Here is a 23,690-nt window from a genome sequence, read left to right as displayed (position 1 = left end):
AATAGCGAATGCCCTTGGATGGACTTTTGCCGGTGGCGTCTATCAGCCTTTGAACAAGACCTCGCCGCCGCGTGACAGGCAGCTTTTCGCAACCAGCTCGTCTTCGAAATCCGGTTGCAGGACATCCTCTCGAATCAACAACTCCACAAAGTTGTAGATATTCCGCGCATACATTTCCGAGGCGTGCGTGGGCGCTCCCGCCGCCAGATTGAGGGGCCCCAGGATCACGACGTTACCTTCTTCCACACGCTCTCCCGGGCGGGTGAGTTCGCAATTGCCGCCGCTTTCCGCAGCAAGATCGACAATCAGTGCACCAGGCTTCATGCCTTGAACCATCCCGGTCGAAAGAATCTTCGGCGCCGCGCGCCCCGGCACAGCGGCAGTCGTCACCACGACGTCGAACACTTTCAGATGCTCCGCCAGCGCCTGCTGCTGTGCCGTACGTTCCTCTGCAGTGAGTTCACGCGCATAACCGCCGCTGCCGGCAGCACTGACGCCAAGATCAAGGAACTTCGCACCCAGCGACTCCACCTGCTCCCGCGTTTCCGGACGCACGTCGTAACCTTCGATCTGTGCACCAAGTCGGCGTGCGGTGGCGATGGCCTGCAAACCTGCTACACCGGCGCCGATGACCAGTACACGCGAAGGCCGGATTGTCCCTGCTGCCGTGGTCAACATTGGAAAGAATTTCGGTGCGTGCTCCGCAGCGATCAGCATCGCCCGATAGCCAGCCACCGCAGCCTGCGAACTCAGCACATCCATCGCCTGCGCGCGGGTCGTACGCGGCAGCAATTCAAGTGAGAACGCCATCAGCTTTCGTCTCGCCAATACGTCAAGGCGTGAAGATGCGCCGTACGGACGTAACTGGCCAACGACCAGAGTCCCCTCACGCAACTTACCAAGTACTTCGTCGTCGGGAGGCGATACGGAGACGAGCAGATCGGCTTGGGCCAGGACATCGTGTGCGGCGGCAAATTCGACATCGCTGTAACTTGCATCCGGAAAACCGGCAGCGAGCCCGGCATGTTGCTCAAGCAGCACGCGCAGACCTTTGCCCCGCAATTTCTTGGCCACTTCCGGCGTGATCGCCACTCGACGCTCGCCGGCAGCGGTTTCGCGCAATGCAGATACAGTGATCGACATCAACCATCCCCCGCGGTGTGGTGCCCGCATCTTAGAGCCTCTCCGCGGCCGCTGCGTAGTCCATGGCGGACCATTGGTGTAGCCACGGCTGACGATTCGACAGGCCTTCGCGCTAGACTGGGCCGCCCGCAATCGGGAAGAACTCCGATGTCCGAGCAGATCAACGCCACACTGTTGGATCTTGCCCGCCGCGCGCGTGAACGGGCTTATGCGCCCTACTCGCATTTTCAGGTCGGCGCCGCGCTGCAAACGAAAGATGGTCGCTTATTTTTGGGCTGCAACGTCGAGAACGCAGCCTACGGGCTGTGCAACTGTGCCGAGCGCACCGCCCTGTTCAGCGCCATAGCCAATGGCTGCAAGCCCGGTGACTTCAGCACCATCGCCATCATCGCCGACACACCGGAACCGGTAACGCCCTGTGGAGCATGCCGGCAGGTGCTTGCCGAATTGTGCGAACAAAACATGCCCGTGCTGCTGGCGAACATGGCTGGAGCTACGCGCTCGACCAGCGTGAAAGCATTGCTGCCGGACGGATTCAAGCTGGCATCACCATGATCGCCACGTTTGCCATGCATCATGGCTGACCGCATCGCGCAGTAGGATAGGCCTTTTCCCAGGTATGGCCCATGTCAAACGCGCTCTCGCTGTTGCAACAACGCCACTCCGCGCCATCACGCCAGCTAGGCGAGCCCGCGCCCGATCAAGCCACCTTGCGCGCCTTGCTGGAAGCGGCCATTCGCGTTCCGGATCACGGCAAACTGGTGCCCTTCCGGCTCACGACGCTGCGTGGTGAAGCCAAATTGAAGTTCGGCGCGCGTCTGGCGGAACGCGCCATCCGTCGCGATCCGGAACTGCCCGAATCAAAACGGGACAAGGAGCGATTGCGTTACACCTTCGCACCGCTGGTCATCGTGGTAACCGCTTGCCTCGATCATGCCAGCGGCATTCCCGAAATCGAGCAAAAACTCTGCGCGGGCAATGTTGCCTACAACATCTTGCTGGGCGCCTATGCCCTGGGTTTCGGGGCGCAATGGCTTACGGGCTGGGCCGCCTACGATCCCGAAGTCGCCGACATCCTCGGATTGGCCGACAACGAATGCGTGATCGGCTTCGTGCATATCGGCACACCACAAACCGATATTCCAGACCGTGATCGCCCCGCGCTCGATGATCTACTGCGCGAATGGAAGGATTGAATCCGTGCCCCAACTTCCCACCGCCCATTTGATCGATGGCAGCCTGTATGTCTTCCGCGCTTGGCATTCCATGCCGGACGAATTCCATGATGCAGACGGCCACCCGGTCAACGCGGTGCACGGCTACACCCGTTTTTTATGTGAGCTGCTGGAACGCGAACGTCCTTCACACCTTGCCGTGGCATTCGACGCATCGCTGACCACTTCGTTTCGCAACGCCATTTATCCGGCCTACAAAGCCAACCGCGAATTGCCGCCACCAGACCTCGAACGTCAATTCACCTTGTGCCGAGCGATCACCGAAGCCCTGGGCGTGCACGTTCTGATCGACCACAGCTATGAAGCGGATGACTTGATCGGCACTGCCCTCTGGAGCCTGCGCGCACACGGATTCCGCAGCGTCATCGTTTCCGCAGACAAGGATTTCGGCCAGTTGCTCGGCCAGCACGACGAGCAGTGGGACTTTGCACGCAACCTGCGCTGGGGACCTGCCGGCGTATTCGAACGATTGGGCGTACATCCGGAGCAAGTCGCGGACTTTCTCGCACTCTGCGGCGATGCCGTCGACAACATTCCGGGTGTCCCCGGCATCGGCGCAAAAACGGCAGCAGCGCTGCTAGCCCATTTCGGCACGCTCGATGCGTTGCTGGATCGTGTCGACGAAGTGCCTTTTTTGCGCTTGCGTGGCGCGGCAAGCTGCGCCGCAAAATTGCGCGAGCATGCCGAGGCAGCAAGGCTTTATCGACGCCTGACGCGCATTGCCCTGGACGCCCCGATCGAAAGCGGCGCCGAATGGCTGCTGCGCATTCCATCAACGGACAAGCTCGAGCTACTGTACGAGCAACTTCGTTTTGGCCCACTGACGCGCTCAAGGCTTTCCGCACTCAGCCGCGCAGAAAGTGGCACGTGATCACTGACACCCTCATTCGGCCTTCTCTTCCATGAATCATCCAGACCGCAAGCCTGACGATGCCCATGCATCGCTCGAAACGCTCTATCAGGGACGATGGCTGCGACTGAAGCGCCGTGGCCGCTGGGAATTCGCCGAACGCAACAATCCGGGCGGTGCCGTGATCATTCTTGCCGTGACGCCGGAAGACAAGGTGTTATTCGTTGAGCAATATCGCGTCGCCGTCCAGCAATTCACCATCGAAATGCCGGCGGGGCTGGTCGGCGATCTCGCCGACCAGGAGCACGAGAGCGCGTTGCTCGCCGCCCAGCGTGAGCTAGAAGAAGAAACGGGCTATCGCTGCAGCAATGTCACCTTCGTACACGAAGGCCCGTCGTCGTCAGGGATGAGCAACGAAATCATCGCCTTCGTCCAAGCCCATGATCTGGCCAAGGTCAGTGATGGAGGTGGAGACGCCACCGAAAACATCATCGTGCACGAAGTGCCGCGCCAGGAAGCAGGCGCCTGGCTGCTGGCGCGTGCGAAGGAAGGCTATTCCATCGATCCAAAATTATTTGCAGGCTTGTGGTTTATCGAACACGCCGCGATATTCGGCTGAATCTTGCCCCGCGTCATGCGGCGCCGACCCGCCCGGCAAGCACCGAGCATTATCCTTTTGATGCGTGTAGCCGCCATGCCGTCACAATGGCGCCGATCACCGCGAGACCCAACCACATCGCCATGCACGAAGTGCCATGGCCCAGCCAAAGAATGCCGTCAATGGCGCCGATCACCGCAAGCGCAATCGACGGCGCAAGGATGGGATCGACACGGCGATAACGCCACTGCAGCAATAATGCCGAACCGAGCGACGCCAGCAACCAAGCGAACGCGCGCTGCAGCCATAGATGTTCGGGCGGCAAAGGCAGGTCCGCATAAATATTGGTCAATGGCACGTCACCGGATTGCACTGCAAAACCCATACCGTCTGCTGCATTGCTTGCCGGCACCAATGTGTTGCCATCCACTTTCGCCACAAGGGTGACGATTTGAACAGGTATGGCCTCCCACGTAACGCGTAGATCACCTACATGCGGATGGGAGGGATCGGCGCTGGTAACAAGTCCCCCGTCATAAAGACTGAAACTCGCGGCAAGATTACTCGGCAAACTCCGCAAATCAGGGGCAACGGACTGACTGCCTGCCAAGGCGTGCACCAGAGCAGGAGCCAGCGCAAAATCATTCACCCGCACCAGCCCCGCATCAAACTGCGCGCCATCGATAGGGAATTTGCCCGGATTGGCATGTCCCTCCGGATGCTGAAAATGGCTGGAATCAATCGGATGATCCTCCCAGTCCATTTCGTACGAAGGCGAGCCTCCGTAACGCAACTCGCGCCACTGGAACATCTGCACGTGACGAATCAGTACCGGCTGGTCCGTCTGCTGATTGAATAGCTGGTCCAACGGGGCTTCGACGACTTGCAGCGACCCCACCACACGCACCATGTATCCCTGTTCGCTTGCATCGGGGCGACCGTTGCTACCTAGATCGAGTACATCGCCTCCATGCCGCTTCAGCTGCGTGGTGTAATCGATTTGTCCCCTGTCGACGACGGCGGCCACTCCCACGCCGATAAGCAGAAGCAGTGAGCCCAATGCGGGCCACAGCAACTCACGGATTGAGAAGCGAGGCTTGGGATCGCCGCTCATCGAACCTCCCGGAGTGGAACATCTTCACCAATCAGGCACCGCGCAATTCGGGCTGCTCGTCCACCGTACCATAGCGCCCGCGCTCGTCGCGTGTCACCCGTGCCGCCGCGCATGCATGGTCATGCGTGAAGAACAACCGCACATTGCGCGCCAGCTTATCTTCAAGAAAGGCGCGCTTTTCGTCGATCAGCGTTTCCGGAGAACGGTCATAGCCCATCGTGATCGGCAAATGCACCCAGGGGCGGCCAGGGATCAGATCCGCGCAAAAAACCACGCCTGCCACTTCCGAGAGCATCAGTCCCGGTGTGTGCCCATCCGAGAAATAAAACCGCACGGTTTGCCCGAGGGTTTGAGAATACTCACCCGCCACCAACTCCAGACACCCACTCTGCAGTAACAGGGATTGCAGTTCCGGAATGAAGGAGGCCCGGTCGCGAGGATGAGGTTTCAATGCGCGCTGCCAATGATGCGCTCCCACCAGAAAGCGCGCATTCGGAAACAACAACTGCAACGGCTTGCCTTCCCCCCATGAAGCGAGCAGTCCGCCAGCATGATCGAAGTGCAAATGCGAAAGCACCACCACATCGATGTCTTCGTGCGAAACACCTGCTGAAGCAAGCGAGTCGAGCAAAACGTGATGGCTTTCCACCACACCGTAGCGTTCACGCAGTGACGGCTCGAAAAAGGCCCCGATGCCTGTTTCGAACAACACATGGCGGCCATCGAGATCCTTGACCAGCAGGCAACGGCAGGCCAGTGGAATACGGTTGAGTTCATCTGGCTCGATCCAGCGCGACCACATCGCTTTCGGCGCATTGCCGAACATCGCACCGCCATCAAGCTTCTGCGTATTGCCGTTGATCGACCACAACTGCATGACTGTTCTCGCGCATATCGAACTTACATTGTCGTCATTCCGGCCTGCGCCGGAATGACGAATGTGTGAGTAGCCCAATAAGAGGACGTTTATTGCACCTTGCCCAACCCGTCTTCCCGGCGCGGATCGCTGGCCGCATCGAGCTTGTTGGTGCGACGATCCCAGATCACCACGTTCATGAACCCCCAGGGCTGATGCTCCTTCAAGGTATAGCCCATGCGGGTCAATTCATCGCTGGTCGCTGCATCGAAGGTGCCGGGTTCCACCATCACCACGTCCGGCATGTATTGATGATGGAAGCGTTTGTGCGCCACGATCTGATGCGCATCGCCACCATCGATGAAAGTGAGAATGCCTTCCAGCACCTGGGTGATGATGGTCGAGCCGCCCGGTGAACCAATTACTGCCGTGCGGTCAGGGCCGATCACGATGCTGGGCGACATCGACGACAGCATGCGCTTGCCCGGTGCAGGAGCGTTGGCTTTACTGCCCAGTAATCCGTACACGTTCGGCTTGTTCGGTACCAGCGCGAAATCGTCCATCTCGTCATTGAGCAGCACGCCCGTGCCCTTGGCCACAAAGGTGGAGCCCAGGATGTAGTTCACGGTCGATGTGATGGCGACCATGTTGCCGTCAGCATCGATGATCGAGAAATGCGTAGTGTGCATGCCCGGATCGCGGCCTTCCGATGCAGGCAGCATCGATGAGGGCGTCGCCTTATCCGGCAGGATCGACTGCCGCAGGCCATCGGCGTAATAAGGGGACAGCAGCATATCCAGCGGCATCTTTACGAAATCCGGGTCACCCAGATAATCGTTGTGATCGCGAAACGCTCGGCGCATGGCTTCCACGATCAAGTGCACGCGATGCGCCTGGTCCAACTTGGTTAGATCAAAACCGGAAAGGATGTTGAGAATTTCAGCGATCGCAACGCCACCGGACGACGGCGGCGGAGCGGTAATGATCTTATAGCCGCGGTAATCGATAGTGATCGGCGTACGCTCCTTGACGCGATACGAAGCCAGATCCTGCAGCGTCCAATCGCCACCGGCCGCGCGCACCGCATCGACCAGTTTCTTTGCGGTCACGCCCGTGTAGAACCCTGCATCGCCCTCTTTCGCCAATAGCTCCAGAGTCTGCGCCTGCGCGGGATCACGCCAGATCTCTCCGGCTGCGGGAACCTTTCCGCCAGGCATGTATTTTTCCGCCGAAGCCGGCCAACGCTGCAGATTTTTCTGCTCACCCTGGATGGAACCCAACAATCTGCTATCTGGCTTGAAGCCGTCACGTGCAATGTGGATTGCCGGGGCCAGCGAGGCAGACAGCGGCAGCTTGCCGTAGTGCTTTGCCAGCCATACCAGGCCCGCCGGCTCTCCGGGGATCCCGGCCGAAAGCGGCCCTTTCAATGCGGCATCCCGATTAGGCGTGCCGTCCGGATTGAGATAATCCTTCGGATTCACCGCGGCCGGAGCGGTTTCACGCGCATCGATAAAGACGTTGCGATTGCTCGCGGCCACGTGGAGGGTGGCCATGAAGCCGCCGCCGAGACCCGAGCTTTCCGGCTCGACCACCGAGAGCGTAGAAGCCACCGCCACGGCTGCATCGAAGGCGTTGCCGCCATTCGCCAGCACGTCAAAGCCGGCCTCCGTCGCCAAGGCATTGGCACTGGCGATACCGGCGTGGCCGGGACGCTGCGCGATGTGCGCAGCATGGGTGGAAGGACTAGGACGGTCGGCGGCAAATGCCCCGCTCGTGCCCAGCAAAAACCCCATCAGCACGACATGCCAACGCAACGCAAGCTTCATCCCTTGATCTCCATCAGATGTTTGTATTTGTCTTCAAGCTGCTCGCGCGTTTCAGTCTGCGCGGGATCGACGATGATGCATTCCACCGGACATACGACCACGCATTGCGGCTCATCGTGGTGACCGACACATTCGGTGCACAAGGCGGGATCGATGACGTAATACTCCTCGCCAAGCGAAATCGCCTTGTTGGGGCAGACGGGTTCGCAGACGTCGCAATTGACGCAGGTATCGAGGATCTTCAGGGACATGCCGAATTAGTCTACATGGACCGGCGGCGGGTTGTGCGAAGCAGCATCAGGATTCCGCCTTGAGGAGCCTGCCTGGGCTCCGTGAAAATGCCCGCCATCCCGGCCCAGGCTGCCATGGCGGCAGGACTACGGCAACGCCGCGGGCAAGCCCAAGTCCTCTCCCGCTGGGGAGAGGACTCAAAGCAAGGCTTGTTTACATCTGCACGTAGCGGATCGTCGCGCTGGTCGGCTTCAGCACGTCTTCCACACGCTGCTGGTCCGCCTGGTCGCCGATGACAACGATGATCACGCCCTTGAGCGAGCCCGGCTTGGCGTCTTTGAAGGCGGTGGTGATCAGGTCAGCCGTCTTGCCCGAATCCGGGCCACCGAATGCCAGCAGATTACCCGGCAGCACGCCACGAGCCACGATGTCCTGCACATTGCTCAGCTGGCGGTCGCGTGCATCCTTCGCATCGTCGCTGTCGCCGGCCGGAATCATATAAGCGTACGGCTGCGGCGCAGACATGCCCTGCAAATTCTTCTGCACGATCTGCCCGAGATAGGCGCCCCAGGCTTTGGTGTCATTCGGATCGGTTGGCTTGCTGACCTGCTGGGTCTGCTGCGTTTGCTGCTGGCCCTGATCCTCTTGCTTGTTGCACGCAGACAGAGCCAGGCAGCCGGTCAGCGCGAGAGCGGTGGCGATAAGAGTGAGTTTACGCATAGTTGTCCCCTTCGGTTTCGGGTTGCTTTTTATGCCAGCGCTGGCGCATGGCTTGTTGAACTGCGGGATGCACGAAACCCGAAATATCGCCGCCTAGACGGCCGATCTCGCGCACCAGCGAGGAAGAAATAAAGCTGTACTGCTCGGCAGGCGTCAAGAATAGCGTCTCAGCCTGAGGAATAAGATGACGATTCATGCTCGCCAGCTGGAATTCGTACTCGAAATCTGACACGGCACGCAGGCCGCGAATGATAACGCCCGCACCGATTTCGGAAACCAGCTGAGCGAGCAGGCAATCGAAGCCACGCACTTCCACATTCGGCAAGTCGGCCAAGGAAAGGCGCGCCAGCGAGATGCGTTCCTGCAACGAAAAACCCGTTCCCTTGCCCTTGTTGGGGCTTTCGGCGACCGCAACCACAATGCGCTCGAACAGCGGCGCAGCGCGCGCGACAAGATCGGCATGACCATTGGTAATCGGGTCGAACGTACCTGGGTAGACGGCAAGGCGCCTATTGACCGACGACTGGTTCACAAAAATAGATTCACGGGAGAAAGCATTAGCTTAACGGAACGTCCCGGGAACTGTCCTCCGTCCGCCGATAAAGCGCGTAGCGCACATCCCCGGCATGCCCCTCACGATGCAGCATCCAGTTTGAGGGCAAGGCCGCTACCCACTCGCGCGGCGATTCCACATAGATCAGCGCCGAAGCGGCAAGCCAGCCTCCTTCCTCCAACTGCCGCGCCAACGACGTCCAGAGTTGGAGCGAAAAGGGAGGATCGAGAAAGACCAGGTCAAACAGTTGCGGCGAACCTCGCAAAAAAACGGAAGCCTCCGTCCCGGACACCTCCCATCCGTTCGTCTTGAGCCTGACCAGGTTGCTGCGCAACGCCTCCGCCGCCTGTTGCTCAGGTTCTACAAATTGCACTGTTGCAGCACCGCGCGAAAGCGCTTCAAGACCCAAGGCACCGGTACCGGCGCATAGATCAAGCGCACGCACGCCAGCGATGGTGGGTGCCAGCCAGTTGAACAGCGTCTCGCGCACACGCTCCGACGTGGGTCGAAGCCCCGGAAGATCAGGCACATTCAGCCGTGAATTGCGCAGGTTGCCGCCGATAATTCGGATTCGGCCTGGCATGGCCTTCATGCGCCAGCGTCCTCAGCGGACAGTACGGATCGGAGTGTTAGCATGTTCAGCATTGTCTTCGAACTGCACCTCCCATGCTCAAGTTCTGGAAAAAAAAGCCAACCGACCAAGGGTCGGAGGACGGTCAGGAAGCGCCTGTCCAGGCCCAAGACGAAGTGGTTGCGTCTGAGCCGGCAAGCGAACCCGTCGCGGCTGTCACCTCCTCTCCTGCAGCTGGCGATGCAACCGTCAAACGCGGCTGGCGTGAGCGGCTGTCCGGCAGCACCTTTGCGCGTGGAATCACCTCACTGTTCTCCCGCCATCCCAAGCTGGATGACAGCCTGCTGGACGAACTGGAAACCACGCTGATTACGTCTGACGTCGGCATCGAAACCAGCACGTCACTGGTCGAAAGCCTGCGCAAGCGCATGCACAAGCGCGAGTTCGCCGACGCCGAGGCCTTGCTTCAGGCACTGCGGAGCGAACTGGTCGCGCTGCTCAAGCCAGTGCAGCAACCCTTGGATATCGGTGGCCACAAACCGTTCGTGGTGCTCACCGTAGGGATCAACGGAGTCGGCAAGACCACCACCATCGGCAAACTCGCCCGCCGCTGGCGCGATGAAAACCGGCAAGTGCTGCTTGCCGCCGGCGATACGTTCCGCGCTGCCGCCGTAGAGCAGCTCAAAACCTGGGGCGAGCGCAACCAGGTGCCCGTCATCTCGCAAGGCCAGGATGCCGACGCCGCCAGCGTCATCTTCGACGCGCTGCAAGCGGCGCGCTCGCGCCAGGCCGATGTGCTCATCGCCGATACCGCGGGACGTTTGCACACCCAAGGCGGCCTGATGGACGAACTGGGCAAGATCGCCCGCGTGCTCAAGAAACTGGATGCCGACGCACCACATGAAGTGTTGATGGTGATCGATGGCACAACGGGCCAGAACGCTGTCAATCAAGTGCGCCAATTCCGCCAGATCGTGGGCGTCACCGGCTTGGTCGTCACCAAACTCGATGGCACCGCCAAAGGCGGCGTGGTCTTCGCACTAGCGCGCGAATTCGGTCTGCCGATCCGCTTCGTCGGCTTGGGTGAAACCGCTACGGATCTGCGCGCCTTCGATGCGGAAGCCTACGTCGACGGTCTGCTTCCTGCCGACTTCACACAAACCTGATGACCCTGCCGCGCCCCCTACGACTGCTGCTGATCATCTGCGCCAGCGTATTCGGCTGCATCGCCCTTACGGTACTGATCGCCCTGTACATACTGCTGCAGCCGGATCGCTTTACTGCCATGTTGAAGCAACAGGCACGTAGAGCCGGACTTCAGCTAACGCTATCCAGCCCGGCCAGCCCCACGCTGTTTCCGCGTCCGGCACTGGAATTGGAAGGCATCACGCTCATCGCCCGCGATACCGGTTCGCCTGCCACGAACATGCCTATCCTGCTAGCGGCCAACGGCCGGCTGGTACTGCCCTGGCGTACCGTCTTTGGGGGGCGCGTGGAAATCTCGCGCATGCAGATCAGTTCGCCACGTGTCGATCTGGATGCACTGCAAGCATGGCTGATGCGCCTGCCGCCACAATCGGCAAGCGTGCCCGAACAGATTCCGCGCATTGCCACCGGCGTACGCATACGCAACGGCAGCATCGTGGAAAATAACAGCGAGTGGTTGAACGATGTCGCGCTGGATACCGGTCGCCTGACGCCAGGCCAGGCCTTTTGGGTGAGCCTCGCCGCCAAGGAAACCGATGGCACACCACTGCAATTGAACTTCTCCAGCGTACCCCGTATCGACGGTGGTGCATTGAAGCTCGACAACATAGCCATCCACGCCGCCGACAGCAGCGCTACTAGTCTGCATCTGACAGGTCGTGCACGGTGGATGGGCGCAGCCAATGCCTCGCTGCACCTGCAAGGCAAGTTCAGGCTGGCGGGCGACGGTGACTACGACACTACGATTTCGCTGACTCCTGCCACGCAAGACAAACCCCTGCTGCTGCATCTCCAATTGCTTGGCTCCGATAATCACATCCATCTCGAACTACCACCGCTCGCGCTGGCCCAATGGTGGAATCAGCTCGCCAATCCATTGGGACCGAAACTCAGCGCGCCGCCGGGTAACGGCCAAATCGACATGGCACGGCTCGACATCGGTAAAGTGCATATTGAGGGACTGAGCATCCAGACCGGCAACACCGTGTCTGCGAATGCCGATCATCCCGACGAATCTTCCGCCAAAACCGCCGCACCGCATCCTCAGTGACCGATTTCGCATCCGCCCTGCTCACCTGGTTCGACCGTCACGGCCGCCATGATCTGCCATGGCAGCACCCACGCGATGCTTATCGCGTATGGCTGTCCGAAATCATGTTGCAGCAAACGCAAGTAGCCACCGTCATTCCCTATTTCGAGCGCTTCACTGCGCAACTGCCGACGCTGCGCGATCTCGCCGTGGCCGATGAAGACACGGTGCTCGCTCTATGGTCCGGACTGGGCTACTACCGGCGCGCGCGTTTCCTGCATCGTGCCGCGCAAATCTGTGTGGAACGCCACGATGGTGCGTTGCCGCGGGATTTCGATGCGCTATCCGCGCTTCCCGGCATCGGCCGCTCCACCGCAGGCGCCATTCTCGCGCAGGCTTATGCATTGCGCTTTCCCATCCTCGACGGCAACGTCAAGCGCGTGCTTACGCGGTACCACGGCATCGTTGGGCATCCGGGCGAGCGCGATATCGAAAAGCAGCTGTGGCAACACGCGGACGCCCATACACCCGCAAAACGTACCGCTGACTACTCACAAGCGATCATGGACCTGGGCGCAACCGTATGCGTGCGTACGCGCCCGCTATGCCCCGCTTGCCCGATGCAAGGCGATTGCGTCGCTCACAGGGATCATCTCACTGCACAACTGCCCACGCCCAAACCTGGGAAGAGCATTCCGACACGTAGCACGGTGATGGTGATAATGCGCGACGACGAAGGCCGCATCTTGCTGCACCGACGCGGCCCACAAGGCGTCTGGTCGGGCCTGTGGAGCCTGCCCGAAGCCGATGACACCGACAGCGCCTGGCGCGAGGCACAACACCACGCACGCATCGACGATGCCCAACTGCTGACCCCTTTTATCCACGTCTTCAGCCATTACCGCCTGCAGATCCAGCCGCTGTTATTCGATGGCGCAACACCCGCGCACACAATCGCCGATAATGCCAACCTTCGCTGGTGCGCTATCGCCGACCTGCCCGCATTGGGACTTCCCGCTCCTGTGCGCACTCTGCTGATGGCGCTGCCGGAACCCACTGAGCCGTAACCCGAAAGCGAGACATCCCCTATGAGCCGCCTGATCCACTGCGCCAAACTCGGCATCGAAGCCGAAGGCCTCGACTTCGCTCCCTGGCCCGGTCCATTAGGGCAACGCATTTTTGCGGAAATATCCAAACCCGCATGGCAGCAATGGCTGGCGCACCAGACCATGCTGATCAACGAATACCGCCTCAATCCGCTCGACCCGAAGGCACGTCAATTCCTGGGCGGAGAAATGGAAAAATTCCTGTTCAGCGGCGAAGCGAAGCGCCCCGAAGGCTATATCGATCCTGACGCCAAGGCTTGACGCAACGCCGGCCATCCGATTTAATGCACGGCTCAACGCAGCACAGATAGCCCATGCGGCTGTCCACTCTGGCCGGGTAGCTCAGTTGGTAGAGCAGGGGACTGAAAATCCCCGTGTCGGCGGTTCGATTCCGTCCCCGGCCACCATTATGCCAAGACGCCAGGGCACATGCCTTGGCGTTTCTGTTTGCCGAGATGCCGCTGCAATCCAACGCTTTGCGATCGCATGTTCAAGCAGCTGCTGCCGCGTGCTGCGTCTGCCCAAAATGCTTCGCGCTTGCCCAACCATTCCCGCGAACTATCGCGGCGTCGATGCGGCACTCACTCGCAAGAACGCGAACTGGCGCCTGCCCTACAATGCGCCACTCATCACGGGGGCATTATGGCCGAAGGCAATCTTGCAGCAGCGTCATCCGTCAGGCGGATGCCTCCCACATCCTGGTCAGCACGCCTGTTCCATTACAGCAGTCGCGCGCTAATGATCACTACCTGGCTCAGCTGTGCACTGTTCGGGCTGTACATCCTGGTTTTTTACGCAGGCGCCCTCGCCTCCCATTCCGCGGCGCGCTGGAATACCTCGCTGCCTGGGCTTTATTCCGGCTCGCGTACCGCGGCAACGTTTGGCATAGGCGTCCACTTTGCTGCCGGCGGCGTTATTCTCGCGCTCGGCTTTATTCAGCTGCTCAGTGTCGTGCGCGCCCGTGTACCGGCTTTGCATCGCTGGCTTGGCCGCATCTACGTAACCGCTGCTGCGCTGGCGGGCGTGGGAGGGCTGCTCTTCATCGCCACAGCCGGCACGATCGGCGGCACGACAATGAACATCGGTTTCGGCCTCTACGGTGCGCTTATGGTGTTCTGCGCCCTGCAAACCTACCGATACGCCCGGCGACGCGAGCTCGATACGCATCGCGCATGGGCCATTCGCTTGTTCGCACTGGCGATCGGCTCCTGGCTGTATCGCATGGAATACGCCTTCTGGTTTCTGTTCGCTCATCGGATCGGCCATACCCATGGCTTTCACGGGCCGTTCGATGCCGTGATGGCGTTTTTCTTTTACGTGCCAAACTTGTTGATCGCAGAGGCCTATCTGCGCGGCCGTTCCGCGCAAGCGGCGCCCGCTGCCAAACTCGTCGGCGCCGCCGTACTTAGCGCAGCTGTCTGCCTGCTAGCCATAGCCACCTATTTTTTTGCGACCAAATATTGGTGGCCCGCCATGGTCACCGGTTCGGCTGCGTGAAAACAGCCATTTTCGGGGGCAACGCTACTCACCGGGAATGAGTCATTACGTATGCTTCATCAAAACGGTGGCGCGTCGACGCACAACCTATTTCGCCCCGCGACCTTGGCCTGATAAAGCGCCCGGTCAGCTCGCATCATCAGTTGATCCAACGTCTCGCCCGGCAACCTGATTGCCAGGCCGCCGCTAAGGCTGTAGGTGCACGTGCCGCTATCGGTCACCACGGCATGAAGCATGGCTGCGTTTCGAAGGCGCTCGGCCAATGCACGCGCACGATCAAGCGTGACGCCCGGCATCAAAATCGCAAACTCCTCACCGCCGATGCGTCCCAACGCGTCACCGGCACGAAGCGTGGAACGCACCAATGCGACGAACTCGCATAACACCTTATCGCCGCCAATATGCCCGAAGGTGTCGTTGATCGCCTTGAAATGATCCAGATCGACGATCAAACACGCCAAGGGAGACCGACTGCGGTCGGCCTGTTCCAACAGCACCCGCGCCACTGATGCAAAGCCTTCGCGTGAAAGTGCGCCGGTAAGAAAATCACGGTTCACCGCATCACGCGCCTCGGACAGGAGCGCGGCGTGCACCATCATCATTGCGCACATCAGCAGCACGGGCATGATCGCAGCCCCCACGCACAACAGCACAACGTTCACGGTGGTATCGAACGTCAGCGCATTCGATATGTGCCCCAAGGTCATGAAATAAATGCCCCTGGCTGCCTGGCTGACAGCAAACAACACAGTCACCACCATCGTGGCGACATAGGTGTAACGCGCGCGCCCCACCCTTCGATAGCGCGCCACGACAACTGCGATCGCGATGCATATCGCCGCGGTGAATCCGGTCGATATCGCCACGCGCACGGGAATGCTGTCTACGACATACCGCCAGTACGCGAAGGCCGGCGCTGTCATCGCCACGCAAGCAAACAACAAGGGCCAGCGAGCCGGGCGGTGTAGAAAATGCGCGAAGCCGGCGTAGAGCAATATGCCCGCCAGCGCCACCAACACATTGGCGACCACGATCGACACGACATCAGGAATGTGGCCGCGCAACAGCAGCAATGGCAGCGCAACAATGAGGACCCCATTGGCGCTCAGCCACTCCTTGATCCCCGGCACGCCAGAACGAAGCAGCGAGCCAAGCAGGGGCAGCATCAGCAGCCCCAGCAGCCAGGTCGTAGCAATCGCTACCGATACGGCGGACATCATAGAAAACTGGCGTTAAGGGGTACGGCGATCAATGCCGCCATAGTTAACGGCAGGCTTTACCCACAACTTGAAACCCGGCGCCATCCTTCGCCACGGGTTTGCGCTGTTGCTCCATCGCTCCACGTTCGAACCCTCCTGCTCGTTCCGGAACCGGCGAGTCACACTTTTGGGATCAGGGGATGCTCCCAAGCGTAACTGCAATGCGTACCGCCCACCAACAAGAAGGCAAAACACAATGCGCCGCGACCGATTCCCCATTCGACTGGCACAGCGCCCTTCTCAAATGCCCTGGCTGAGCCTGTACGATCCATGATGCATTGCGCAAGAAACATCGTGCTGGCTTGTCATCATGCTGAAACGAATTTTGTCGCATCTAAATGCATTTTCAGGTATCACCTCGCGGTCCCCACAGCGAAGTGCTCAAGAGGTCTACCGATGTCTCGTCCCACCCGCCTCCATTTCAATCGCCTGGGGGCAAGCGCATGCCTGATCCTCGCGCTGTGTACCACTGCAACCACCGCATCCGGCACCGAAAACCATACGCCTAAGACGCCGGTTGACTGGGTCAACACGTATATCGGTACCGGTGGCGAGGGCGCCGAATACGGCGGCACGATGCCATTCGTAAGCACACCGTTCGGCATGACCAACTGGACGCCGCAGACGCGGCAAAATCGCATCAGCGTCAGCTCCTATGAATATGACGACACCTATATCCAGGGCTTCATCGGCACGCATCAGGCGGCCATCTGGATGGGCGATTACGGCTACGTCACGCTGATGCCCGAAATGGGCGCCATCAACTATGCGCCCGAAGCACGCCGGCTCGCTTTTACGCACAAGGACGAAATCAGCACGCCGTACTACTACTCCGTAAAAATGGGGCCTGATCCGGCGCACAAGATCCTTGCTGAAATCACGGCCACCGATCACGCCGGCTATTTGCGTTTCACCTACCCGCATGACGCGAAACAAAATGTATTGATCGAAGCGACGCGCCCAGGCATCGAGGGTTTCGTCAGCATCGACGCCAGTCGCAACGAAATCGTCGGCTACAACCCCGATCGCATGGATGCCAATCTTGGGCCGCTCCAGCTCAAGAACTTCAAGGGCTATTTCGTGGTGCGATTCAAACGCCCCTTCGCTGCTGCAAAAGTGTATGAAGGCGTGCTAGCGTGGCCTGATAAGACGCACGTCCAAGGCGATAACGTCGGCGCCTTCGTAACGTTCGACGCCAGCCAGGGCAACGTCGTCGAAGCGCAAGTGGGCACTTCCTTCATCAGCATCGACCAGGCGCGCGCCAATCTCGATGCCGAAATGCCTCAGTGGGACTTCAACGGCATCCGCGATCGGCTGAAGGCAACCTGGAATCAGAAACTGGGCATCGCATCGATTGAAGGAGCAAGCGATACACAGCGTCGCATTTTCTACACTGGCCTTTATCACGCCCTGCTCTATCCCAAACTCTTTTCGGAACACGGTCGCTACTACAGCGCCTTTGACGACAAAGTGCACAACGGCGTGTCATATACCGCCTATTCGATCTGGGACATTTTCCGCGCGGAAAACAGTTTGCTGACGATCTTTGCGCCCGAGCGCATCAACGGCATGGTGCAAGCGCTGCTGCAGGATTACGTAGAAGGCGGCTGGATGCCGAAATGGCCCAATCCTTCCTACACCAACATCATGATCGGCACGCATGCCGACTCGCTTGTCGCAGAAGCCATCAACAAAGGCTTCAAAGGCTTCGATTACAAGCTTGCCTACCAAGCCGTCTACAAGGATGCGATGACACCGCCCGATGGCGACACCACGCGCCGCTGGTTCGACCGCGAACCGCATACCCCCTATGAAGCGCGTGCCGGCCTGACCTACGCAAAGAAGCTCGGCTACATTCCTGCCGACAAGGTGTCCGAGTCTGCCTCGAGCACGCAAGAAGAAGCCTATGACGATTACGCCGTGGCGCAAGTTGCCAAGGCCGTCGGCAAGACCGACGACTATGCCTTCTTCATGAAGCGCTCGACCGCTTACCGGAATCTCTTCAATCCCGCCCGCGGCTTCATGCAGGCCCGGAATTCGGACGGTAGCTGGGCCTCCCCCGACGATGGCTGGACCGAAGGCGACCAATGGGTTTATCTCTTCGCTGCCTTGCACGATGTTCCAGGCGTGGTGAAGCTACTTGGCGGTCCGCAAGCCGCATCGGCCAAGCTGGATGAGCATTTCAATGGCGGACACAATCGCCACGACAACGAGCCGAGCCATCACTATGGTTATCTCTACGATTACACCGGCGAGCCATGGAAAACGCAGGCGCGCGTGCGCGAAATCGCACGCGATGCCTATTCCAACACACCCAACGGCGTGCTCGGCAACGAAGACTGCGGACAAATGTCGGCGTGGTATATCTTCACCGCCATGGGCTTTTATCCGCTGAATCCGGCTTCTGCCCAATACGTGATCGGCAGCCCGCTATTTACGCGTGTCACGTTGAATCTGCCCAATGGCAAACGTTTCGAGATCAGCGCGCCGCAAAATTCCTCGCGCAACATCTACATCCAGTCGGCCACGCTAAACGGCAAACCGCTGGAGATACCCGTGATTTCCTATGCGCAAATCGAAGCAGGCGGAACATTGCAATTCGTGATGGGACCCAAACCTTCCAAATGGGCGGCTGATTGGCAGCCTCGTGCATTGCCGTAAACGCATTGCCGAAAGCAACGGCCGAACCTTCCGTATGACGAACAAGCAAAACGGTGACCTGGGCACCGCGAGTATGACGAGGAATCAGTTATGACATTACGCACACGAAAACTCGGCAACCAAGGACTTGAGGTATCGGCCATCGGCCTGGGCTGTATGGGCATGAGTCAGTCCTATGGCCCTGCCGATGAAACCGAATCCATCGCCACGCTGCACCGGGCGATGGAGTTGGGCTGCACCTTTCTCGACACCGCCGAGGTCTACGGCCCCTTCACGAATGAAGATCTGCTAGGCCGTGCGCTTGCCGGCAAACGCGACAAAGTCACGCTCGCCACCAAGTTCGGATTCAAGATCGTGGATGGCAAGAACACCGGCACCGATAGCCGGCCGGAACACATCCGCGAAGTCGTGGATGCCTCGCTCAAGCGGCTGCGCACCGATCACATCGACCTGCTCTATCAACACCGGGTTGATCGCAACGTTCCCATCGAAGACGTCGCCGGCACCGTCGGAGATTTAGTCAAGCAAGGCAAGGTGCGCTTCTTCGGTCTTTCCGAAGCCAGCGGTGCCACCCTTCGTCGCGCCCATGCCGTCCATCCTGTCTCGGCATTGCAGAGCGAATACTCGTTGTGGGAGCGCAATCTCGAACAAGACATCATTCCCCTGCTTCGCGAACTCGGCATCGGCCTGGTCGCCTTCTCCCCGCTGGGGCGCGGCTTTCTTGCCGGCGCCGTCAAACGCGCAGAGGAATATCCGGAAAATGACTTCCGTCGCAACGATCCGCGCTACCAGGGCAAAAACTACGACGCCAATGTCCAGGCCGCCCAAGTTGTACGCGACATCGCCAACGACCTGCACGCCAAGCCGGGCCAGATCGCCCTCGCCTGGGTGCTTCATAAAGGCCAGGACATCGTGCCGATCCCCGGCACCAAGCGGCGCACCTATCTGGAGGAAAACATAGCTGCAGGTTCGATCGCACTTACTGCCGCACAGATGGACGCCCTGGATGAGGCGCTCGCCCCGGAAAAGATTTCCGGCCCACGCTACAACGAAAAGATGATGGCGCTGGTGGATCGCTAAACAGTTGCAGCGGAATGAAGCAAAGCCATGAATTGTTCCATGCATGGCTTTGCTTCGGCTTTACGCACCATCGCCGGGATCGAGCAGCAACATACTTATGCGCTGGCGACCGCGCCAGTTGCGTTCCCGGAAGCGCCCTTCAAAGGTTGCAGCCCGATCCTCCATGGCCTTGCGATCCAATCCCGCCGTCATCTGATGAAGCTGCGGCAGCAACTCATCCCACCGGACAAAATGCTGGCCAACGGGATGGCTCCCCGCATCCACCTGCAACACCACCCATAGCCGCGCATGGCATCCACACCGGATACGCACACGGACATCGGTGGCATCCCTGTTCACACAGACCTGTGCGACTGCCTCGCACACCAACCGGTAAAGCGTTACGTGCAAGGCCTGGGAAAACAGGCTGATAGGCCCGCGAACATCATGGGTATACGCAACACCGGCTTCCTGCAGGACACGGACAATCGCGCCCTCCCTTAATCCCATGGGCAAGCTACGCCCATGCAACTGTGCGGGATACAAGCTATCCGCCAGGCGAACCATCCTATCCTGCGCACCGGATACATGGCGCCGGTAACCGGCATCGTCTACCGCCGGCTGGAGATGCCTCAGGCGCAAAAGCATCATCCGGAACACATCGTGCGCCGTTTCGCGCACCTGCTCCATCGCCAACGCCGCCGTTCGCAACCGGACCTCTCCGAACTGGGCGTTCCGTCGCGCCAAGGCCATCGCCATGCGTGCATGGGCACTCTCATCACTGACGCGTCTGTCCAGCAAGGCAATGCGCGCACCCACAATCAGCATGGTTGAAATGGCTACGGCGATGAGCGTTTCGACCTCAAGGGTTGAATAACTGCTCTCTCGCTTTACGGAAAGCAAAATCGCAATATTACCAATGCTGGCCAAAGTTCCACTCAATGCAGCACCCTTCCAGCCATGCCGCAACGCCAACCATACGACAGGGATGAACATAGTCACCTGGCTGATCATTCGTACATATATGCCACGCGTGCCCAGCCATGTAAGAAAGAGCAGGATAGGCATAACAAAAAAAACGCTCACAAAGAGATCACCCTGCAGCGGCCTTCGCCAACCTTTATCTAATACAGCCTGATAAAAGACCAACGCTGCCGGCACGATTGCCAACATGCCAAGAAAATTTCCCAACCACCACTCGACAGCCATTTGCTTGTAATTAATGACTGGATAGTTGGTTGGCAGCCGTGCCACGGACAGCATCAGCAAATTATACGCTGTACAGATGAAAGATACGCTCAATAGAGAAGCCAAAAGCACTCCGATACTTACGTAGCCTTTTTTCAATATCGACCCATATCGCCGCGCAAGATAAATTATAGGTGCGCCATATAAAGTAGCCGGAACGAGATTCAACAAGCCCCAGACGCTTCCTAATTGCGACCAGCAAATCACGCTCATAGGAATGAGCAGCAATTCCTCTCCCACCACCAAAGCAGGCCAATAGCGATATGGTAGAAGTATCAAGACAGCAACTCTCATTCCTGACAGCAAGACGTATTGGGGAATGATGATCTGGCGAAAGAGGGCGAGGCTTGCAAAATAAGCTAAGGCGACAACGACATGCCATAAACTGCTTCTTGCAACTGCCCTGAAATGCTCCCAACTCACCATCAACTCCTCATACATCGATTAAACCGACAGTATCCCTGGCAGGGACTTGCTTCGTTAGAAAGCGCTGTTTCATTTCCGGATCATATTTCTATCCAACCTCGGCGGCACCTGATTTACTATCAAAGCAGACCTTTCTCGTTCGCCCGTATCAAATTTGAGCTTCGCAATTCCCTTCACACTTACATCACGACGCCGCCACACGCCTGAATCGTGAAGTCAGACATAGTCCTGGCCGTACGTTTTTTTGTTTATCTCCGGTGCTAGGCTGCTTTTGGCGCTTTAAGCGCCGTCAAATCCACCGAAGGGGAACTCTATGCGAAACGTGTCTCGCCGTGCCGTACTCACCGTACTTTTCACCCTCAGCTTATCCGGCGCGGTTGCGGCTGCCACCCCGCCAGCCACCGGCCTCGGCCAAGCGTGGCCAAATGCAACCGATGTCAGCCAGAGTCCTAATTACCATGCATACGTATTCGTTCTGGGCGGCATCCGCTATATCCAGATCAATGACGTGAACGGGAATGTCTTGGGTAGTGTCGGCACCATCGGCGGTCAGTTCATCACGTTGCCGGTCGGCAAGTTTGCCCAGCTTGTCTCCACGCCGCAGCAATCCGCAACACTCACTGGCGCATCGGCCACATCAGCCCCGACTACCGTTTACAGCGATGGGACGACCACAGTAACGGCAACACCATTGAGCGATGGCACTACCAGTCTTACCGCATTGCTTGCATGCGATCCTGTTGATTGCAACGTCAAAAGCCCCTAATCAGCACCATCACTCAGAATACCGCGACCTCGACGGCATCAGTCGAGGTCGCGGGGATCTAATAGCAGCACGCTGATTCGTTTGCCGCCATTCCAATCTTGCTCACGGAAGCATCCCTCAAACGTGGCAGCCCGATCTTCAATGGCCTTGCGCCCCAATCCTGTGGTGGTGCGATGAAGACGAGGCAACACTTCATCCCATTTGGCATGGGGCAATCGAACAGGATCCACCCATGCGTCCAGCTGGAGTACTATCCAACGCCGCGTACGACACCCACATCGAATACGCACACGAATATTGGTGACGTTCTTCCTGCCACAGGCGTCGGTTATGGCTTCGCATAGAATCCGATAAAGCGCCACATGTATCGCCTGTGAGAAATTGCTTATAGGTCCGCGAATATCGCAAAAATAAGCGATGCCACCCTCATCCAAGATCCGTGCAACCATTCCTTCGCGCAGAACCGATGGCAAACTGCGCTCGCGTAACTGAGATGGATAGAGGCTATCTGCCAAACGAAACATTTGATCTTGAGCACCAAATACGTAACGGCGATAACCTGCATCATCGATGGCAGGCTGCAAATGTTTCAACCGCAAAAGCATCATATTAAAGACATCGTGCGCGCCTTCGCGAACTTGTTCGAGCGCTACCGCAGCCACTCGCAACTGCGCCTCGCCTAAGGAAACATTTCGCTGCGCCAATGCGAGCGCAGCACGTACTTGCGTACTTTCGTGCCTTGCCTGACCATCCAAGAGAGCAATGCGCGATCCCACCAGCAGCATGGTCGAGATGGCCATTGCGACTAGTGTTTCAGCCTCAAGCGTGGAATGGTCGTTCCGCGCAGGCATTAGCAACATGATTCCTATGCTAGCGAGGGTGCCGCCTACTGCCGCGCCTTTCCAACCATGCCTCAAAGCGAGCCAGACGACGGGGATGAACATCGCCATCTGGCCAATCTCTTGAACATGTGCGTTCCGCGATCCAATCCATATGAGAAAGGCAAGAATAGGAATGACTAAAAATACGCATTCAAAAAAAGCTTGGCTTTCGATAATCGATTGATCGAATCGCACGTGACTGCGTCGCACCTGCATAAACAGCTGCCGCGCAGCTAATGTAGACGGAGTAACAGTCAAAACACCCAGAAAATTACCAAGGGTGAGCTGCGCAAGCACCTCTCCATAGTGCAACACATAACCCTGAGGCAGCGGAGTAATTAATATCTGCCCCATCGTCACAAAGGTTGCAATGAATGCAACCAGCAAGGAGCAAAGCATCAAGCTACCCATGCTGACCGTATCGCGGTTAGGGAAAAGATACCCTCGCTCTCGAAACACCCAGACCACGGGCATCATCCATAAGATGGATGGAATCAGATTTACGAGCGCCCACGTTAGGCCGAACTGATGGAGGCATGTAAGGCTTACATAAGCCAAGCGTGCGGTTTCGCCTACCAGCAGGGCGCCCCAATACTTGTAATCAACAAGCAATAGAACGCTGAGATGGAATCCAGTGAGGATGATCCAGTGCGGAATCGAAAGCTGACGAAATATCACCAAGGCCAGGCAATAAGTCCCGGCGATTGCTATGTGTTTCCACCACCCCATTGGCTTCCCATTGGAACTCGCTTGCATCACTTCCCTCCCCACAAAGGATCCCTGACGCGCGACAAATTTTGACGACAATCCGAATACAGACGTGAAATCGTGGTGAAGCCCCTTCGCCCCCAGCC

23 protein-coding genes and 1 tRNA gene are annotated in these 23,690 nt (G+C 58.6%); 13 read left to right on the top strand and 11 right to left on the bottom strand.

Annotation, left to right across the window (positions count from 1 at the left end; genetic code table 11):
• Positions 1 to 42: 42 nt before the first annotated feature.
• Positions 43 to 1,143 (bottom strand): NAD(P) transhydrogenase subunit alpha, encoded by a 1,101-nt coding sequence (locus tag AC4HNJ_RS00360; RefSeq protein ID WP_490477554.1) that lies wholly within the window; start codon positions 1,141 to 1,143, stop codon positions 43 to 45.
• A gap of 147 nt (positions 1,144 to 1,290) precedes the next feature.
• Between AC4HNJ_RS00360 and cdd the strand changes: the two genes are divergently transcribed.
• The 4 genes from cdd (at position 1,291) to AC4HNJ_RS00340 (ending at position 3,847) form a co-directional block, all read left to right on the top strand.
• Positions 1,291 to 1,698 (top strand): cytidine deaminase, encoded by a 408-nt coding sequence (gene cdd / locus AC4HNJ_RS00355; RefSeq protein WP_490477553.1) that lies wholly within the window; start codon positions 1,291 to 1,293, stop codon positions 1,696 to 1,698.
• 71 nt (positions 1,699 to 1,769) lie between these two features.
• A complete protein-coding gene (locus AC4HNJ_RS00350) occupies positions 1,770 to 2,339 on the top strand; it encodes a nitroreductase family protein (RefSeq protein ID WP_490477552.1) in 570 nt (189 codons plus the stop codon).
• A complete protein-coding gene (locus AC4HNJ_RS00345) occupies positions 2,311 to 3,249 on the top strand; it encodes a 5'-3' exonuclease (RefSeq protein WP_490478071.1) in 939 nt (312 codons plus the stop codon). Before AC4HNJ_RS00350 ends, AC4HNJ_RS00345 begins: the two co-directional genes overlap by 29 nt.
• A 31-nt stretch (positions 3,250 to 3,280) precedes the next feature.
• Positions 3,281 to 3,847 (top strand): NUDIX hydrolase, encoded by a 567-nt coding sequence (locus AC4HNJ_RS00340; RefSeq protein ID WP_490477551.1) that lies wholly within the window; start codon positions 3,281 to 3,283, stop codon positions 3,845 to 3,847.
• A 49-nt stretch (positions 3,848 to 3,896) separates the two neighbouring features.
• Here AC4HNJ_RS00340 and AC4HNJ_RS00335 read toward each other — a convergent pair whose 3' ends face one another.
• The 7 genes from AC4HNJ_RS00335 to rsmD form a co-directional block, all read right to left on the bottom strand.
• The gene (locus tag AC4HNJ_RS00335; RefSeq protein WP_490477550.1) at positions 3,897 to 4,940 is read right to left on the bottom strand and encodes a TMEM43 family protein; all 1,044 of its coding nucleotides are present in this window, start codon (positions 4,938 to 4,940) and stop codon (positions 3,897 to 3,899) included.
• A gap of 31 nt (positions 4,941 to 4,971) precedes the next feature.
• A complete protein-coding gene (locus AC4HNJ_RS00330; protein WP_490477549.1) occupies positions 4,972 to 5,817 on the bottom strand; it encodes an MBL fold metallo-hydrolase in 846 nt (281 codons plus the stop codon).
• An 89-nt stretch (positions 5,818 to 5,906) separates the two neighbouring features.
• Positions 5,907 to 7,622 (bottom strand): gamma-glutamyltransferase, encoded by a 1,716-nt coding sequence (ggt, locus tag AC4HNJ_RS00325; protein WP_490477548.1) that lies wholly within the window; start codon positions 7,620 to 7,622, stop codon positions 5,907 to 5,909.
• Complete coding sequence (locus tag AC4HNJ_RS00320) at positions 7,619 to 7,873, bottom strand: YfhL family 4Fe-4S dicluster ferredoxin (protein WP_490477547.1); 255 nt, start codon at positions 7,871 to 7,873, stop codon at positions 7,619 to 7,621. The genes ggt and AC4HNJ_RS00320 overlap by 4 nt, the downstream gene beginning before the upstream one ends.
• A gap of 193 nt (positions 7,874 to 8,066) precedes the next feature.
• The gene (locus AC4HNJ_RS00315; protein WP_490477546.1) at positions 8,067 to 8,573 is read right to left on the bottom strand and encodes a hypothetical protein; all 507 of its coding nucleotides are present in this window, start codon (positions 8,571 to 8,573) and stop codon (positions 8,067 to 8,069) included.
• The gene (gene coaD, locus AC4HNJ_RS00310) at positions 8,566 to 9,105 is read right to left on the bottom strand and encodes a pantetheine-phosphate adenylyltransferase (RefSeq protein ID WP_490477545.1); all 540 of its coding nucleotides are present in this window, start codon (positions 9,103 to 9,105) and stop codon (positions 8,566 to 8,568) included. The genes AC4HNJ_RS00315 and coaD overlap by 8 nt, the downstream gene beginning before the upstream one ends.
• Positions 9,106 to 9,130: 25 nt before the next feature.
• Entirely contained in the window at positions 9,131 to 9,718 is a 588-nt protein-coding gene (rsmD, locus tag AC4HNJ_RS00305; protein ID WP_490477544.1) for a 16S rRNA (guanine(966)-N(2))-methyltransferase RsmD, read from the bottom strand.
• Positions 9,719 to 9,792: 74 nt separating this feature from the next.
• Between rsmD and ftsY the strand changes: the two genes are divergently transcribed.
• From ftsY to AC4HNJ_RS00275, 6 genes are all read left to right on the top strand, one after another.
• Positions 9,793 to 10,863 (top strand): signal recognition particle-docking protein FtsY, encoded by a 1,071-nt coding sequence (gene ftsY, locus AC4HNJ_RS00300; RefSeq protein WP_490477543.1) that lies wholly within the window; start codon positions 9,793 to 9,795, stop codon positions 10,861 to 10,863.
• A complete protein-coding gene (locus AC4HNJ_RS00295) occupies positions 10,863 to 11,954 on the top strand; it encodes an AsmA family protein (protein ID WP_490477542.1) in 1,092 nt (363 codons plus the stop codon). Before ftsY ends, AC4HNJ_RS00295 begins: the two co-directional genes overlap by 1 nt.
• The gene (gene mutY / locus AC4HNJ_RS00290) at positions 11,951 to 13,000 is read left to right on the top strand and encodes an A/G-specific adenine glycosylase (protein ID WP_490477541.1); all 1,050 of its coding nucleotides are present in this window, start codon (positions 11,951 to 11,953) and stop codon (positions 12,998 to 13,000) included. The genes AC4HNJ_RS00295 and mutY overlap by 4 nt, the downstream gene beginning before the upstream one ends.
• 21 nt (positions 13,001 to 13,021) lie before the next feature.
• Entirely contained in the window at positions 13,022 to 13,300 is a 279-nt protein-coding gene (locus tag AC4HNJ_RS00285) for an oxidative damage protection protein (protein WP_490477540.1), read from the top strand.
• 70 nt (positions 13,301 to 13,370) lie between these two features.
• Positions 13,371 to 13,446: transfer RNA gene (locus tag AC4HNJ_RS00280), tRNA-Phe, on the top strand.
• 277 nt (positions 13,447 to 13,723) lie between these two features.
• Positions 13,724 to 14,536 (top strand): DUF2306 domain-containing protein, encoded by an 813-nt coding sequence (locus tag AC4HNJ_RS00275; protein WP_490477539.1) that lies wholly within the window; start codon positions 13,724 to 13,726, stop codon positions 14,534 to 14,536.
• A gap of 59 nt (positions 14,537 to 14,595) precedes the next feature.
• On the opposite strand, the gene AC4HNJ_RS00270 is transcribed toward AC4HNJ_RS00275, so the two are convergent.
• Entirely contained in the window at positions 14,596 to 15,756 is a 1,161-nt protein-coding gene (locus AC4HNJ_RS00270) for a GGDEF domain-containing protein (RefSeq protein WP_490477538.1), read from the bottom strand.
• Positions 15,757 to 16,191: 435 nt separating this feature from the next.
• On the opposite strand from AC4HNJ_RS00270, the gene AC4HNJ_RS00265 reads away from it, so the two are divergent.
• The gene (locus AC4HNJ_RS00265) at positions 16,192 to 18,456 is read left to right on the top strand and encodes a GH92 family glycosyl hydrolase (RefSeq protein ID WP_490477537.1); all 2,265 of its coding nucleotides are present in this window, start codon (positions 16,192 to 16,194) and stop codon (positions 18,454 to 18,456) included.
• Positions 18,457 to 18,546: 90 nt separating this feature from the next.
• Positions 18,547 to 19,536, top strand: coding sequence for an aldo/keto reductase (locus AC4HNJ_RS00260; RefSeq protein WP_490477536.1), 990 nt, complete (start codon positions 18,547 to 18,549; stop codon positions 19,534 to 19,536).
• Between the two features lie 60 nt (positions 19,537 to 19,596).
• On the opposite strand, the gene AC4HNJ_RS00255 is transcribed toward AC4HNJ_RS00260, so the two are convergent.
• Positions 19,597 to 21,204, bottom strand: a complete 1,608-nt coding sequence (locus tag AC4HNJ_RS00255) for an MASE1 domain-containing protein (protein ID WP_490477535.1) — start codon at positions 21,202 to 21,204, stop codon at positions 19,597 to 19,599.
• A gap of 298 nt (positions 21,205 to 21,502) precedes the next feature.
• On the opposite strand from AC4HNJ_RS00255, the gene AC4HNJ_RS00250 reads away from it, so the two are divergent.
• Positions 21,503 to 21,955 (top strand): hypothetical protein, encoded by a 453-nt coding sequence (locus tag AC4HNJ_RS00250; protein WP_490477534.1) that lies wholly within the window; start codon positions 21,503 to 21,505, stop codon positions 21,953 to 21,955.
• A 38-nt stretch (positions 21,956 to 21,993) separates the two neighbouring features.
• Here the strand turns inward: AC4HNJ_RS00250 and AC4HNJ_RS00245 are convergent, their stop codons facing one another.
• Positions 21,994 to 23,592 carry an MASE1 domain-containing protein gene (locus AC4HNJ_RS00245; RefSeq protein WP_490477533.1) on the bottom strand — a complete coding sequence of 533 codons (1,599 nt, stop codon included), beginning with the start codon at positions 23,590 to 23,592 and terminating at the stop codon, positions 21,994 to 21,996.
• Between the last annotated feature and the right edge of the window lie 98 nt (positions 23,593 to 23,690).

The organism is Dyella sp. SYSU CM1112, from assembly GCF_058216415.1.
Note: the sequence above shows the minus strand (reverse complement) of the source record. Positions and strands in the feature narration are given on the sequence as shown.

Bases quoted from the DNA above. Each gene is read 5' to 3' on its own strand.
- AC4HNJ_RS00360 (WP_490477554.1), bottom strand. From the start codon at position 1,143: ATGTCGATCACTGTATCTGCATTGCGCGAAACCGCTGCCGGCGAGCGT.
- cdd (WP_490477553.1), top strand. From the start codon at position 1,291: ATGTCCGAGCAGATCAACGCCACACTGTTGGATCTTGCCCGCCGCGCG.
- AC4HNJ_RS00350 (WP_490477552.1), top strand. From the start codon at position 1,770: ATGTCAAACGCGCTCTCGCTGTTGCAACAACGCCACTCCGCGCCATCA.
- AC4HNJ_RS00345 (WP_490478071.1), top strand. From the start codon at position 2,311: ATGATCTACTGCGCGAATGGAAGGATTGAATCCGTGCCCCAACTTCCC.
- AC4HNJ_RS00340 (WP_490477551.1), top strand. From the start codon at position 3,281: ATGAATCATCCAGACCGCAAGCCTGACGATGCCCATGCATCGCTCGAA.
- AC4HNJ_RS00335 (WP_490477550.1), bottom strand. From the start codon at position 4,940: ATGAGCGGCGATCCCAAGCCTCGCTTCTCAATCCGTGAGTTGCTGTGG.
- AC4HNJ_RS00330 (WP_490477549.1), bottom strand. From the start codon at position 5,817: ATGCAGTTGTGGTCGATCAACGGCAATACGCAGAAGCTTGATGGCGGT.
- ggt (WP_490477548.1), bottom strand. From the start codon at position 7,622: ATGAAGCTTGCGTTGCGTTGGCATGTCGTGCTGATGGGGTTTTTGCTG.
- AC4HNJ_RS00320 (WP_490477547.1), bottom strand. From the start codon at position 7,873: ATGTCCCTGAAGATCCTCGATACCTGCGTCAATTGCGACGTCTGCGAA.
- AC4HNJ_RS00315 (WP_490477546.1), bottom strand. From the start codon at position 8,573: ATGCGTAAACTCACTCTTATCGCCACCGCTCTCGCGCTGACCGGCTGC.
- rsmD (WP_490477544.1), bottom strand. From the start codon at position 9,718: ATGAAGGCCATGCCAGGCCGAATCCGAATTATCGGCGGCAACCTGCGC.
- ftsY (WP_490477543.1), top strand. From the start codon at position 9,793: ATGCTCAAGTTCTGGAAAAAAAAGCCAACCGACCAAGGGTCGGAGGAC.
- AC4HNJ_RS00295 (WP_490477542.1), top strand. From the start codon at position 10,863: ATGACCCTGCCGCGCCCCCTACGACTGCTGCTGATCATCTGCGCCAGC.
- AC4HNJ_RS00285 (WP_490477540.1), top strand. From the start codon at position 13,022: ATGAGCCGCCTGATCCACTGCGCCAAACTCGGCATCGAAGCCGAAGGC.
- AC4HNJ_RS00275 (WP_490477539.1), top strand. From the start codon at position 13,724: ATGCCTCCCACATCCTGGTCAGCACGCCTGTTCCATTACAGCAGTCGC.
- AC4HNJ_RS00270 (WP_490477538.1), bottom strand. From the start codon at position 15,756: ATGATGTCCGCCGTATCGGTAGCGATTGCTACGACCTGGCTGCTGGGG.
- AC4HNJ_RS00265 (WP_490477537.1), top strand. From the start codon at position 16,192: ATGTCTCGTCCCACCCGCCTCCATTTCAATCGCCTGGGGGCAAGCGCA.
- AC4HNJ_RS00260 (WP_490477536.1), top strand. From the start codon at position 18,547: ATGACATTACGCACACGAAAACTCGGCAACCAAGGACTTGAGGTATCG.
- AC4HNJ_RS00255 (WP_490477535.1), bottom strand. From the start codon at position 21,204: ATGTATGAGGAGTTGATGGTGAGTTGGGAGCATTTCAGGGCAGTTGCA.
- AC4HNJ_RS00250 (WP_490477534.1), top strand. From the start codon at position 21,503: ATGCGAAACGTGTCTCGCCGTGCCGTACTCACCGTACTTTTCACCCTC.
- AC4HNJ_RS00245 (WP_490477533.1), bottom strand. From the start codon at position 23,592: ATGCAAGCGAGTTCCAATGGGAAGCCAATGGGGTGGTGGAAACACATA.